Origin of the sequence: Rhodococcus aetherivorans, assembly GCF_025722975.1 — a bacterium.
GTDB classification, from domain to species: Bacteria; Actinomycetota; Actinomycetes; order Mycobacteriales; family Mycobacteriaceae; genus Rhodococcus; species Rhodococcus aetherivorans.
Genome location: NZ_CP106982.1, coordinates 3440504 through 3452980, shown reverse-complemented (window position 1 = coordinate 3452980; position 12477 = coordinate 3440504). Strand labels below are relative to the sequence as shown.

Below are 12477 nucleotides of genomic sequence, written 5' to 3'. Positions count from 1 at the left end.
TCCTCGTACTCGTCCACGGTCGGTCCGGGGCGGCACCGTCGCCGGCCCCGCACCCGACCCCCAGTGTTCCTGATCGCCGCGGCGCCGCCGCAGGCGCCTCGCCCGCCCTCCACCCCGCGAGGAGACCGATGTGACCTGGCCCACCGGCTCGGCCGACGTGCCCGCCGACGGCTTCGCCGTCGAATACGTCAGCCCGGGCGTCCACGCGCACGGGTTCGGTCGCACCGACGAGGGACAGCCGTTCTCGTTCCGGGTGCGCCGCAAGACGCTGCGGGTGGAGGTGTACCGGCCCGCGGGCCGTGTCGCCGTCCCCACCGCGGCGGACGTGATCGCCCGGGCCCGGGCGTCGGTCGCGGAGATCGACCTCGCCGACGAACGCAGCGTGGTGGCGGCGGTGCGGGACACCGTCGCGCGCGCCCGGCCGTGCCGGTCACCGACGCTGCTCGACCGCGTGCTCGGGCTGCTGCCGGGCCGCTGACCCCGCCGCACCCGCCTCGCGGTGCCGCGGCGGCCGGTGCGGCAGCACCAGCGGTGCGCCGGTCTCGGGATGGGCGTGGACCCGCACCGGGTAGTCGTACACGCGGGTGAGCAGCTCGCCGGTCAGCACCTGCGCGGGCGGGCCGTCGGCGGCAACGCGGCCCCGTTCGAGCACGCAGATCCGGTCGGCGTACGCCGCGGCCAGGTCCAGGTCGTGCAGCACCACCACGACGGCGGTACCCGCGTCGGCGCGGGCCCGCACCACCTGCATCACCGTCTCCTGATGGCCCAGATCGAGCGCGGCGGTGGGCTCGTCGAGCAGCAGCGTCTCGGTGTCCTGGGCCAGTACCCGCGCCAGCGCCACCCGGGCCCGTTCGCCGCCGGAGAGCGCGGGGAACGGCCGGTGCGCCAGATGCGTGACGTCGGCCTCGGTCAGCGCGGCCGCCACCAGGGCGTCGTCGTCCCGGCTGCGCCCGGTGCGCGCCCACGCCGCGCGACCCATCCGCACCACCTCCAGCGCGGTGAACGCGAAGCCGACGGCGTGCTGCTGCGGCAGCACCGCCCGTCGACGTGCCAGGGCGGCGGCCGAGAACTCCTCCAGCGGGCGGTCGCCGACCGCCACGCGGCCCGCGGCGACGGGATGGTCGCCGGCGAGCGCGGCCAGCAGGGTGGACTTGCCGGCGCCGTTGGGGCCGACGAGCGCGAGCACCTCCCCGACCCGCACCTCGAGGTCGACGCCGTCGAGGACGACGCGGTCCCCGCGGCGGACCCGCACCCCGGCGGCGCGCAGCGTCACCGCGCCGCGGCCGGCACGGGCCGGCACGTGCCGGTCCGGCCACGGCAGGCGCGGGCTCACGCCCAGCCTCCCTGGCGCGCCCGGGTGCGGCGCAGCATCCAGAAGAACACCGGGCCGCCGACCAGCGAGGTCAGCATGCCCAGCGGCAGGTCCGCGTTCTCCACCAGGGTGCGGGCGCCGAGGTCCGCGGCCAGCAGCACCACCGCGCCGCACAGCGCGGCGGCGGGGATCAGCACGCGGTGCGCGGGCCCGAGCGCGATCCGCATCAGGTGCGGCACCACGAGGCCGACGAACAGGATGATGCCGGTGAACGCGACCCCGGAGCACACCAGCACGGCGACGATCACGATGGCGGCCTGCCGCACCCGTTCGACGTCGACACCGAGATGCCGCGCGACGTGCTCGCCGAGGGCGAGCAGGTCCAGCTTCGGGGCGAGCACGACGGCCGCCGCGATCCCGCCCAGCGCCAGCGGCGCGACCACCGCCACGACGTCCCACGTGGCCCCGCCCAGGCTGCCGAGCTGCCAGAAGACGATCTGGTCGCGGGCGGCGGGGGTGGCGACGAAGGTGAACAGGGCGATCAGGCCGCCGGCGAACGCGTTGACCGCCACGCCGGTGAGGATGACCGTCACCACCTCGGTGCGGCCCTCGGAACGCGAGAGCACGTAGACCAGGCTCGTGGTCAGCAGACCGGTGGCGAACGCGGCGCCGGCCAGGGCCCATCCGGCGGTGAACGCGCCGCCGAGCACGATCGCGGCGCACGCGCCGACGGCGGCGCCCGCGGACACGCCGATCACGCCGGGCTCGGCCAGCGGGTTGGCGAACACCCCCTGCAACAGGGCCCCCGCGCAGCCCAGCGACGCGCCGACCAGGACGGCCAGCACCACCCGCGGGAACCGCACCTCCCACAGCGTGACCTCCCCGGCCGGGTGGGCGGGCAGCGGCCCCAGGTCGAGCCCGGCGCGGTGCAGCACGCTGCCGATCACCTCGGCCGGCGACGTGGGCACCTGCCCGAGGCACGCCGAGAGCACCGCCAGCACCAGCAGCGCGACCGTCAGGCCCGCGACCACCGCGGCGGTCCGGCCGCGGTGCGCGGCGGGCAGCCGGGCGGGCGCGGCGGTGTCGACGGCGCTCATGCCGGCGCGGCGGGGTAGAGCGCAGCGGCGAGCGCGGCGAGCACCCGCCCGGTGTCCGGGCCGAAGCTCAGCAGCACCGAGTCGGCCATGTCGACGACGTTGCCGTCGCGCCCGGCGGGGGTCTGCGCGACGCCGGGCAGCTGGGCGAGCCCCGCGGGTCCGCCGACGGAGGCGAGGCTCTCGGTCATGATCAAGATCACATCGGGGGCGGACGCGATCATCGCCTCGCTGGTGATCGGGGTGAACTCGGAGGTCAAGCCGGCGACGGTGCCCGCGTCGCGGCCACCGAGGGCCTCGACGAGCGCGTCGGCGCCCGACCCGGGACCGCCGAGCATCTTGATCGCCGACCCGCGCAGGTACAGGAACGCCACGGTCGGGCGGTCGCCGTCGTCCGGCACGGCCGCGCGGGCCGCGGCGATCTCGTCGTCGGTGCGCTGGGCCAGGGCCTCACCCGCCGCGGGCACGCCGAGGGCCCGGGCCACGAAACGGATCTGCTCGCCGACCGTCGCCAGCGTGCGGCGCGGGTCGACGAACACCACCGGCACGCCCGCGGCCCGAAGCTGCTCCTGCACCGCCAGCGGGCCGACCGACGTGTCGGTCAGCACCACCGTCGGGGCCAGGGCCAGGATCGCCTCGGCCGAGAGCCCGTGCCCACCGGGGGTGACATTGGGCACCTGCTCGACGGCGGGGAAACCCGCCGTCGACCGCCCCACCAGCCGGTCCCCCAGACCGAGGGCGAACACGGTCTGCGCGAGGGTGCCCGACCGATCGGCGGTGACGATGCGGGCGACGTCGGTGACGGTGACCTCGGCGCCGTCGACGCTGCGGACCGTCACCGGCAGCGCCGGGGCGGGAGCCTCGGTGATCGGCCGCGGGTTCGGGTCGTCCACCACCGCGGTGCGCGCCCCGGTCCCGGCACCCCCGGTCGGGGCGGCCGAACAGCCGGCGACGAGCGCGACGAGCGCGAGCGCCGCGGCGAGGAACGCGAAGAGGCCGCGCCGCGTCATGGCAGGGGAGGGGTCGTGCGGTACCGATCGAGGTCGGCGGCCAGGTCGGCGAACAGGTCGCCGTTGAGCCCGAACACGAGGTTGGCCTCGTCGATCACCGTGCGCTGCTGCACCTCGTCGAGCGGCGCCGCGTCCAGCTTCGCCCGGTAGGCGTCCTTGAACGGTTTGGGCTTGGGAATGTCGTCGAAGATGTAGAACCGCAGCCCGTCCCGGTCGAACCCGTAGGCCCGCTCGAGCATGCGCCGGATGATCTGGCCGCCGGACAGGTCCCCCAGATACCGCAGGTAGTGGTGGGCCAGGAACACCTCCGGCCGCGCCGCGGCCACCCGCTCGAGCCGCGCGACGTACCGCTCGGCCGCGGGCAGCGGCGCGATCGTCTCCCGCCACCGCGGGCCGAGCAGGAACGTCAGATCCGCCTCGAGCGCCGGGGTGCGCAGCAACGCGTCGTCCAGGAAGGGCCCGGCGATCGGGTCGCCGGCGTGGCCCCGGCCCACCCGCTCGAGCGCCTCGTAGACGAACCACGACTGGGCGAGCAGCGCCGCGTAGCCCTCCCGGGTGAGCCGGCCGGCCAGCAGTTCGGTGACGAACTGCGCGTTCTCGGTATCGCTGTGCGCCTGCGCCGTCTCGCGCCGGAGCCGTTCCGCGAACCCCGTGACCTCGATCGCGGTCATCGACCGGTTCCTCCTCGTGCCCGACGTCCACCGTCGGCGCACCCACGCCGACCTAGAAGACAGGCTAACCTGACCCGGCGGCGGATCCGGGGGGCGACGTGTCCGAGGTCACGCACTGACGTCGTCGAGCGCGGCCGCGATCGCGGCCGGCAACTCCAGCTCCTCGGCCACCAGCACCCCGGTCAGCTGCGCCAGATCCCGCGCGCCGACCACCGTGGACGCCACCGCCGGCCGGTCCCGCACCCACGCCAGCGCCACCGCCAGCGGCGACGTCCCGAGCCCGTCCGCGGCCGTCGCCACCGCCTCGACCACCCGCGCCGCCGGCTCGGTCAGATAGCTGCGCACCTCCTCGGTGTGCACGTCGTCGGCGCCGCGCGAGTCCGCCGGGATGCCGTCGCGGTACTTGCCCGTCAACACCCCGCCCGCCAGCGGCACCGCCGCGAACACCCCCACCCCGTGGTGCAGCGCCGCCGGGATCAGCTCCTCCTCGACCCCGCGCGCGAGCAGCGAGTACTCCACCTGCGTCGCCACCAGCGGCGCGTGGCGCGTCGCCACCGCCGCGGCCGTCGCCAGCTGCCAGCCCAGGTACCCACGCACCCCCACGTACCGGGCCCGGCCGCTGGTCACCGCGAACTCCAGCGCCGCCGCGACCTCGTCGACCGGCGTCCGCGGATCCCACGTCGCCACCTGCCACAGGTCCAGGTGGTCGGTGCCCAGCTCCCGCAACGTGCGGTCCAGCTGCGTGAGCAGGCCCGCACGGGAACAGTCCACCCGGCCCGCCCCGACCTTCGAGGTGTCGATGCCCGAGCTGCCGGACACCACCAGCTGATCCCGCGGCACCACGTCGTCGAGCAGCTCCGCCAGGATCCGCTGTGCCACCCCGTCGCCGTAGGCGGGGGACGTGTCGACCAGGGTGCCGCCGGCGTCGACGAACGCCGACAGCTGCGCCGCCGCCTCGTCCCCGTCCGTGCCGCGTCCCCAGCTCAGGGTGCCCAGACCGAGCCGCGAGACCCGCAGCCCGCTCGCACCCACCGTTCTGTGTTCCATATCCGCCCGCGCCTCGTGACCATCCGACCGACGGGGCCGATCCGCCGCAGCCGCGACCGCCGCCCCTGACCCAGCACCCTAGTGCCGCGAGGCCGCGAAAACCGTTCCGCCGCGCCGCGTACCCTCGCCCAGGTGAAAATCGACCCCACCCCCGGCGACCGTCCCCACGATCACCCGGAGGTCGCCGCGTGATCGGCGAATCCATGACCTGGCTCCAGACCCTCGTCCTCGGCCTCGTGCAGGGTCTGACCGAGTTCCTCCCGATCTCGTCCTCCGGCCACCTGCGGATCGTCTCGGAGATCTTCTTCGGCACCGACGCCGGCGCGTCCTTCACCGCCGTCACCCAGCTCGGCACCGAGGCGGCCGTCCTGGTCTTCTTCGGCAAGGACATCGTCCGCATCGTCGCCGCGTGGTTCCGTGGCCTCGCCCACCGCGAACACCGCAGCGACCTCGACTACCGCATGGGCTGGTACGTGATCGTCGGCACCATCCCCGTCGGCGTCCTCGGATTCCTGTTCAAGGACCAGATCCGCACCGGCGCCCGCAACCTGTGGCTCATCGCCACCATGCTCATCGTGTTCGCCCTCGTCATCGCCGCCGCCGAACGCTACGGCCGCAAGACCCGCAAGCTCGACGAACTCACCCTCCGCGACGGCATCCTCATGGGCAGCGCGCAGGCGCTGGCCCTGATCCCCGGGGTGTCCCGCTCCGGCGGCACCATCAGCGCCGGCCTGTTCCTCGGCCTGACCCGCGAGGCCGCCGCCCGGTACTCGTTCCTGCTCGCCATCCCCGCCGTCGTCGCCTCCGGCCTGTTCAGCCTCCCGGACGCGTTCGAACCCGCCGGGGAGGGCCTCAACGCCTCCGGCGCCCAGCTGTTCGTCGCCACCGCCGTCGCATTCGCCGTCGGCTACGCCTCGATCGCCTGGTTGCTCAGGTTCGTCGTCAACCACTCGATGTACTGGTTCGTCGGCTACCGCATCGCCCTCGGCGCCGTCGTCCTGGCCCTGCTCGCCACCGGCACCATCTCGGCCACCTGACCCCGGGACCCACGCCGGGCCCGCTCGTCGGGCGCCCGGCCCATTAGGCTGGCTTCATGACGGTCATCCTGCTGCGGCACGGGCGCTCGACGGCGAACACCTCCCGGGTCCTCGCCGGCCGCACCCCCGGCGTCGAACTCGACGAGATGGGCCACATCCAGGCCAAGGGCCTCGTCGACCGGCTCGCCGGCCTCACCATCGCCGAGATCGTGCACTCGCCGCTGCTGCGCTGCCGCCAGACGGTGACCCCCCTCGCCGCCGACCGCGGCCTGACCCCCCTCGTCGACGACCGCCTCGTCGAGGTGGACTACGGGCAGTGGACCGGCCGCGAACTCGGTGACCTGCTGAAGGAACCGCTGTGGAAGGTGGTCCAGCAGCACGCCTCCGCCGCGGTGTTCCCCGACGGCGAAGGCCTCGCACAGGTCCAGGCCCGCGCCGTCACCGCCGTCCGCGAACACGACGGCCGCCTCGCCGCCGCCCACGGCGGCGACGTCGTCTGGATCGCCTGCACCCACGGCGACGTCATCAAGGCCGTCCTCGCCGACGCGCTCGGCACGCACCTCGACGGCTATCAGCGCATCGTCGCCGAGCCCGCCTCCCTCAGCGTCGTCCGCTACACCGAGACCCGCCCGTTCGTGCTGCGCGTCAACGACACCGGCTCGGACCTGTCCGGGCTCGCGCCGCCGGCGCAACCGGCGCCCGTGCCGGGCGGGGAGGTCGGTCCCCGCGGCGGATAATGGGAGAGCGACACCGGATGGATTCGACAACGAGGAGGTGCGATGGCCCGCGCGATACATGTCTTCCGGACCCCGGACCGGTTCGTCGCCGGCACCGTCGGTGAACCCGGCGACCGGGTGTTCTATCTGCAGGCCGTGCACGCCTCCCGGGTGGTGAGCGTGATGCTCGAGAAGCAGCAGGTGCAGATCCTCGCCGACCGCATGGGCCTGCTGCTCGAGGAGGTGCACCGCCGCTTCGGCACGGACCTGCCCGAGGACGCGGACGTCGACATCAGTCCGCTCGTCACCCCCATCGACGCGGAGTTCCGCGTCGGGACCATGGGCCTGGGCTGGGACGCCGACAGCGGCAACGTCGTCGTCGAGCTGCTCGCCGTCACCGAGACCGAAGTCGACGAGTCCGTCGTCCTCGACGACGCCGAGGAGGGCCCGGACGCGGTCCGCGTCTTCCTCACCCCCCAGCAGGCCCGCGAATTCGCCGCCCGGTCCGAACTCGTCGTCGCCGCCGGCCGCACCCCGTGCCCGCTGTGCGGCGAACCGGTCGGCGGCGGCCACATCTGCGTACGCACCAACGGGTACCTGCGCACCGAGGGCTTCGACCCCGCCGCCTGGCTCGGCGAGGAGACCTGAGCCGGTGGGCAGCCCCGACGTCCGCACCGTGCTCACCGACGGCGAACTCACCGTGGTCGGCCGCGTCGTGCACGCCAGCAACGCCACCCTGGTGTGCGACGCCACCCTCGACGCGACCACCGTGCGCTGCGTGTACAAGCCCGTCCGCGGCGAACGGCCCCTGTGGGACTTCCCCGACGGCACCCTCGCCGGCCGGGAGGTGGCCTCCTACCTCGTCTCCGAGGCCCTCGGCTGGGGCGTCATCCCCACCACCGTGCTGCGCGAGGGACCCTTCGGGACCGGCATGGTGCAGCGGTGGATCGACACCCCCGACCCCGCCGACCCGCCCGGCCGCCTCGACCTGGTCGACCTGTGCCCGATCGACGCCGTCCCGCCCGGCTGGCTGCCCGTCCTGCGCGCCCGCGATCTCGACGGCACCGACGTCGTCCTCGTCCACGCCGACGACCCGCGACTGCAGCGCATGGCCGTGCTCGACGTGATCCTCAACAACGCCGACCGCAAGGGCGGGCACGCCCTCGAGGGCGTCGACGGCGGCGTGTACGGCGTCGACCACGGCATCTGCCTGCATCGGGAGAACAAGCTGCGCACCGTGCTGTGGGGCTGGGCCGGCAGCCAGGTCGACCCGTCGCTGCTCGTCGACCTGGACAAACTCGCCCGCGAACTCGACGGCGAACTCGGGCAGCGGCTGGGCACCCACATCACCGCCGGCGAGGTCGCCGCCCTGCGGGGCCGCGTCGGCGCCCTGCTCCGCCGCCCCGTCATGCCCCGCCCGGTCGGAGAGCGGCGCATCCCCTGGCCGGCGTTCTGAGGACCCGGCCTCCGTCCGGAGCCGCCCGCGCCCTCTACTAGGCTCGTGCGCATGCTGTCATGGTCCGACATCGCGCTCCCGTCCGTCCCCGGTCAGGGCCCCCCGCTCCGGCTGTACGACACCGCCGATCGCGCGGTCCGCCCCGTCACCCCGGGCCCCACGGCCACGATGTACGTCTGCGGCATTACCCCCTACGACGCCACCCACCTCGGTCACGCCGCCACCTACCTCGCCTTCGACCTGGTCCACCGCGTGTGGCGCGACGCCGGCCACGACGTGCACTACGTCCAGAACGTCACCGACGTCGACGACCCGCTGTTCGAACGGGCCGCCCGCGACGGCGAAGACTGGATCGTCCTCGGCATGCGCGAGACCGCCCTGTTCCGCGAGGACATGGAGGCGCTGCGCGTCCTGCCGCCCCGCGACTACATCGGCGCCGTCGAATCCGTCGGCGAGGTCGTCGAACTGGTCGAGAAACTCGTCGCCTCCGGCGCCGCGTACATCGTCGACGACGCCGAATACCCCGACGTGTACTTCCGCGCCGACGCCACCGAGCAGTTCGGCTACGAATCCGGCTACGACCGCGCCACCATGGAGCACTTCTTCGCCGAACGCGGCGGCGACCCCGACCGGCCCGGCAAGCGCGACCCGCTCGACGCCCTGCTCTGGCGCGCGCAGCGGCCCGGCGAACCGGCCTGGCCGTCCCCGTTCGGCGACGGCCGCCCCGGCTGGCACATCGAATGCGCCGCCATCGCCCTCAACCGCATCGGCAGCGGCTTCGACGTCCAGGGCGGCGGCAGCGACCTGATCTTCCCCCACCACGAATTCTCCGCTGCCCACGCCGAGGCAGTCACCGGCGACCGCCGCTTCGCCCGGCACTACGTGCACACCGGGATGATCGGCCTCGACGGCGAGAAGATGTCCAAGTCCCGCGGCAACCTCGTGTTCGTCTCCAAGCTCCGCGGCCAGGGCGTCGACCCCGCCGCCCTCCGCCTGGGCCTGCTCGCCGGGCACTACCGCACCGACCGCGCCTGGACCGATCAGGTCCTCGCCGACGCCCAGGCCCGCCTCGCCCTGTGGCGCGACGCCGCGGCCCTGGGCTCGGCCCAGTCCGCCGACGACACCATCGCGCGGCTGCGTCAGCACCTCGCCGACGACCTCGACACCCCCAAGGCCCTCGACGCCCTCGACGCCTGGGCCCGCTTCGCCGTCGACCGCGGCGGCGACGACACCTCCGCGCCCGTCGCGTTCGCGAACGCCGTCGACGCCCTGCTCGGCATCCCGCTGCGCTGAAGCTGGTTTGTCGAACGTGCACATTTCGTCACGACAGGCCAAGGCAGATGTGCACTTTCGACTCATAGTGTGGAGCGTGCCGGTCCAGGAGTGCGTCGCTGCGGCCCGATAGGTTCAGGAAGGTTGTTGCGATGTGACGGCGGATCCATCGGAACGACCACGGCGAATGGACGCTTCTTCCGCGTCACGCATTACTCGCACGCAGCATTCGGTGCGTGCGGTCGTGGGCGGAGCGAGGTTCGGCGCGCCTGCGTGCGCTCGGAACTCCGAGGGGTGTTACCGGCCGCTCGAATCCGGTGCGGCGGCAAGGGCGGCGAACCGCTCTGCCGAGTTCGTCGTCGGGAAGCCAGCCGTACTCGTCGCAATTGCCACAGGTAGGTGGAAGTTTCGGTCGTGGTAGATGCAGTTCCTGCCAGGTCGGGATCCACGCCGCCGCTGAGCGGGCTGGATCGTGTGGTCGATGGCGTTCGATCCCGCACCGAGGCACCCCGACCCAGTGGCGGAGCGTGACCACACCGGCGCCGTCGCCTCAACCACAGCCGACACCGAACATGGCGAGGGCACCTATCTCGATCCGACCGGCACCGACGCCGACGCCGCAGAGGCCAGCGCCGTGCTGGCCGACGCCGGCACAGTGCTTCGGGTGCACTGAGCCCGGCGGCAGCCGCCAGCGCCGCAGTGCGGCATCTTGCGCCAGCCAACCGTCGCGGTGTCGACGAACCGATGCGGTTCGTCGGCGACCTACCCCGCACCCCGGGAGTCTGGGGAAACGACTGATCACGCTGGGCTGCCGGGTCCTCGTCTATCGCGGTCGGTTCAGATTCGCCAGTACGGCGTTCGCCGCTCGTTCGCCCGACGTGGCTGCGTCGGCGAGCGACGGCAGATCGAGCTGGTAGTCGCCGGCGAGGTAGATGGGTCCGAGCGGATCACGCAACGTCGGAAGCGAGTTCCTCCGCCCGGGCGCCCAGAAGGGCACGACCCGGCGGTGACGTCGCACGATGCCCTCGCCCAGTTTCCCTTCCAGCTCGGGGAACACGGCGAGTAGGTCCTCGGCGAATCGCGCCACGATCTCCTCGTCGGGCAGGTCGAGCAAAGAGTCGGCCTGAGCCCCGCCGGCGAAACAAGCCAGGGCGCCACCCGGTTTACGCTCGCCGCCGCTCCGCATCGCCGCGGCGTGATTGAACATCGCCTGGAATGACAGTTGCGGCGTAGAGATGCCGAGGTGGTCGTCCCAGCGCTGCGGCCCGACTTCGTCGGTGAAGAATCCGACGATCACGTACCGCCCGTAGGTGATGTCGTTGAACGCGTTCCGGTGCTGCTGGGGAAGGTCCGGGATGATCCGCTCGGCAATGTCGGCGGGGGTGGTCACGATCGCGCGTTCGGCCCGCAGCCGCACCGGTCGGTCACCGTCGTGGTAGTCGACGACCACGCCGTCACCGTCCTGCCGCACCGAGTGCACCGCCGAGTTCAGCCGGATCCGGTCACCGAGATCCTCCGTCAGCACGTCGGTCAGCGTCTGGTTGCCACCCACCGGCAGCGAGAAGTTCGGGATCTTCTCCGGGTCGGCCAGCGCGAGGCCCACCGACGTGACGAACTGGGTGGCGGCCGTCTCCTCCACCTCGCATCCCATCCACTGCGCCGACCACGACCGGACGACAGCGGCGGCCAGCTCCGACCGGACTCCCGTGAGTAGGTACGACGCCAGCGTGGTGTCGAGCCTGGCGCGAACCCGTTGCGCGATCCGGCGCTGCGACTCCAGGAACGGCATCACCGCCAGGATGCGTGCACCGACCATGGCCATCCCGAGACGGTCCAGGATGGTCATCCGGGTGCGGAACATGAGCGCGACGGGATTCGAGGTGTCGATCACCCCGCCGTTCAGGTACAGCGCGACGCTCTTGCCTGCGAGCGAACCCATCTCGATGCCGTGCCGGTTGAGCGCATCGATCAGCGTGCCGGTGCCCTCGGTGAACTGGGTGCCGACATTGATCCAGTAGTCGCCCTGCCGCACGGTCTCGACTCGCCCGCCCGTGCGATCGGTGGACTCAAGCACAACCACGTCGATCTCCGGCGCCAGCGTGGTCGCCGCCGTCAAACCTGCCATTCCGGCGCCGACGACGACTACCTCGGTGGTCTCTTCGTGGCTCAAGCCGTGGCTGGAGCGTCGCTGCTGACCGCCTGGGCGTCGACGCACTTGTTGTGGGCGTCGAACGCCCGGTAGGCGCGGTAGTAGACGAACATCTGCAGGCCCCAGGTGGACAGGGCGAAGATGTAGAAGATCGTGTGCTCCGCGTCGTCGCCCGAGATGTGGACGAAGTCGTAGGTCGCGGCGATGACGAACCCGCAGGCGGTGGCCACGGCGGCCCACACAGCATGCCCACGCTCGCCGATGTTCCACAGGCGCTGGACGAAGTAGATCAGGAACATCGTGGTGAGCACGTTGGCCACGAGGTAGAAAATCTTGCCGGGGGTGCCGATCTCCTCAGCGAACTGGCTGAGGACGATGCCCACCACGGTCGCGAGAGCGAACGCACCGATGTCCACCGCCGCGGACGGCTTGTACCGGTGGGTGACCTTCATCAGTCCGAGCACCAGGATCAGCGTGATACCGATGGACCGGGAGAAGGCGTCCAGGAAGTATGCGGCGGCGTACATCGGGCTGTCGTGACCAGCCTCGACGAGGCCGTAGATCAGGAAGTTCGTACCCGACGTCGCGACGATGATCCACTCGATGCCGAGCAGATAGTTCTTGTAGTTCCGAAGGAACTTGATTCCGTAGGTGAATCCGACGGTGATCATCCAGATGTCCGCGGCCGCGAAGAGCAGTTCTCGGATGGACAT

Annotated in this window: 14 protein-coding genes; 7 read left to right on the top strand and 7 right to left on the bottom strand. The window is 72.6% G+C overall.

Annotated elements, in window-relative coordinates:
- The first annotated feature begins 130 nt into the window (after nucleotides 1-130).
- Nucleotides 131-478, top strand: a complete 348-nt coding sequence (locus OCS65_RS15475; RefSeq protein ID WP_006939351.1) for a hypothetical protein — start codon at nucleotides 131-133, stop codon at nucleotides 476-478.
- Here OCS65_RS15475 and OCS65_RS15470 read toward each other — a convergent pair.
- The 5 genes from OCS65_RS15470 to OCS65_RS15450 all read right to left on the bottom strand — a co-directional run bounded on the left by OCS65_RS15470 (nucleotide 431) and on the right by OCS65_RS15450 (nucleotide 5134).
- Complete coding sequence (locus OCS65_RS15470) at nucleotides 431-1333, bottom strand: heme ABC transporter ATP-binding protein (protein ID WP_006939353.1); 903 nt, start codon at nucleotides 1331-1333, stop codon at nucleotides 431-433. The two genes, OCS65_RS15475 and OCS65_RS15470, sit on opposite strands and share 48 nt — an antisense overlap.
- Nucleotides 1330-2409, bottom strand: coding sequence for a FecCD family ABC transporter permease (locus OCS65_RS15465; protein ID WP_006939355.1), 1080 nt, complete (start codon nucleotides 2407-2409; stop codon nucleotides 1330-1332). Before OCS65_RS15465 ends, OCS65_RS15470 begins: the two co-directional genes overlap by 4 nt.
- Complete coding sequence (locus OCS65_RS15460; protein WP_006939356.1) at nucleotides 2406-3416, bottom strand: heme/hemin ABC transporter substrate-binding protein; 1011 nt, start codon at nucleotides 3414-3416, stop codon at nucleotides 2406-2408. Before OCS65_RS15460 ends, OCS65_RS15465 begins: the two co-directional genes overlap by 4 nt.
- The gene (locus OCS65_RS15455; protein ID WP_006939358.1) at nucleotides 3413-4087 is read right to left on the bottom strand and encodes a biliverdin-producing heme oxygenase; all 675 of its coding nucleotides are present in this window, start codon (nucleotides 4085-4087) and stop codon (nucleotides 3413-3415) included. The genes OCS65_RS15460 and OCS65_RS15455 overlap by 4 nt, the downstream gene beginning before the upstream one ends.
- 108 nt (nucleotides 4088-4195) lie before the next feature.
- Nucleotides 4196-5134 carry an aldo/keto reductase gene (locus OCS65_RS15450; RefSeq protein WP_029543698.1) on the bottom strand — a complete coding sequence of 313 codons (939 nt, stop codon included), beginning with the start codon at nucleotides 5132-5134 and terminating at the stop codon, nucleotides 4196-4198.
- A gap of 191 nt (nucleotides 5135-5325) precedes the next feature.
- Between OCS65_RS15450 and OCS65_RS15445 the strand changes: the two genes are divergently transcribed.
- The 6 genes from OCS65_RS15445 (at nucleotide 5326) to OCS65_RS15420 (ending at nucleotide 10288) form a co-directional block, all read left to right on the top strand.
- Entirely contained in the window at nucleotides 5326-6171 is an 846-nt protein-coding gene (locus OCS65_RS15445) for an undecaprenyl-diphosphate phosphatase (RefSeq protein ID WP_170914091.1), read from the top strand.
- A gap of 56 nt (nucleotides 6172-6227) precedes the next feature.
- Nucleotides 6228-6908, top strand: a complete 681-nt coding sequence (locus tag OCS65_RS15440; RefSeq protein ID WP_006939362.1) for a histidine phosphatase family protein — start codon at nucleotides 6228-6230, stop codon at nucleotides 6906-6908.
- Between the two features lie 42 nt (nucleotides 6909-6950).
- Nucleotides 6951-7535 carry a DUF3090 domain-containing protein gene (locus OCS65_RS15435; protein ID WP_006939363.1) on the top strand — a complete coding sequence of 195 codons (585 nt, stop codon included), beginning with the start codon at nucleotides 6951-6953 and terminating at the stop codon, nucleotides 7533-7535.
- A 4-nt stretch (nucleotides 7536-7539) separates the two neighbouring features.
- A complete protein-coding gene (locus tag OCS65_RS15430) occupies nucleotides 7540-8343 on the top strand; it encodes an SCO1664 family protein (protein ID WP_050035239.1) in 804 nt (267 codons plus the stop codon).
- A gap of 51 nt (nucleotides 8344-8394) precedes the next feature.
- Entirely contained in the window at nucleotides 8395-9636 is a 1242-nt protein-coding gene (gene mshC, locus OCS65_RS15425) for a cysteine--1-D-myo-inosityl 2-amino-2-deoxy-alpha-D-glucopyranoside ligase (RefSeq protein ID WP_006939365.1), read from the top strand.
- 460 nt (nucleotides 9637-10096) lie between these two features.
- Nucleotides 10097-10288, top strand: coding sequence for a hypothetical protein (locus OCS65_RS15420; RefSeq protein ID WP_158507569.1), 192 nt, complete (start codon nucleotides 10097-10099; stop codon nucleotides 10286-10288).
- 150 nt (nucleotides 10289-10438) lie between these two features.
- On the opposite strand, the gene OCS65_RS15415 is transcribed toward OCS65_RS15420, so the two are convergent.
- On the bottom strand, nucleotides 10439-11785 hold the full coding sequence (locus tag OCS65_RS15415) for a flavin monoamine oxidase family protein (RefSeq protein WP_144415024.1): 1347 nt from the start codon (nucleotides 11783-11785) through the stop codon (nucleotides 10439-10441).
- A complete protein-coding gene (locus tag OCS65_RS15410; RefSeq protein ID WP_050036361.1) occupies nucleotides 11782-12477 on the bottom strand; it encodes a hypothetical protein in 696 nt (231 codons plus the stop codon). The genes OCS65_RS15415 and OCS65_RS15410 overlap by 4 nt, the downstream gene beginning before the upstream one ends.

Excerpts from the sequence above, each read along its gene's own strand:
- OCS65_RS15465 (WP_006939355.1), bottom strand. The coding sequence starts at position 2,409 with ATGAGCGCCGTCGACACCGCCGCGCCCGCCCGGCTGCCCGCCGCGCAC.
- OCS65_RS15435 (WP_006939363.1), top strand. The coding sequence starts at position 6,951 with ATGGCCCGCGCGATACATGTCTTCCGGACCCCGGACCGGTTCGTCGCC.
- OCS65_RS15460 (WP_006939356.1), bottom strand. The coding sequence starts at position 3,416 with ATGACGCGGCGCGGCCTCTTCGCGTTCCTCGCCGCGGCGCTCGCGCTC.
- OCS65_RS15420 (WP_158507569.1), top strand. The coding sequence starts at position 10,097 with ATGGCGTTCGATCCCGCACCGAGGCACCCCGACCCAGTGGCGGAGCGT.
- OCS65_RS15455 (WP_006939358.1), bottom strand. The coding sequence starts at position 4,087 with ATGACCGCGATCGAGGTCACGGGGTTCGCGGAACGGCTCCGGCGCGAG.
- OCS65_RS15410 (WP_050036361.1), bottom strand. The coding sequence starts at position 12,477 with ATGTCCATCCGAGAACTGCTCTTCGCGGCCGCGGACATCTGGATGATC.
- mshC (WP_006939365.1), top strand. The coding sequence starts at position 8,395 with ATGCTGTCATGGTCCGACATCGCGCTCCCGTCCGTCCCCGGTCAGGGC.
- OCS65_RS15440 (WP_006939362.1), top strand. The coding sequence starts at position 6,228 with ATGACGGTCATCCTGCTGCGGCACGGGCGCTCGACGGCGAACACCTCC.
- OCS65_RS15450 (WP_029543698.1), bottom strand. The coding sequence starts at position 5,134 with ATGGAACACAGAACGGTGGGTGCGAGCGGGCTGCGGGTCTCGCGGCTC.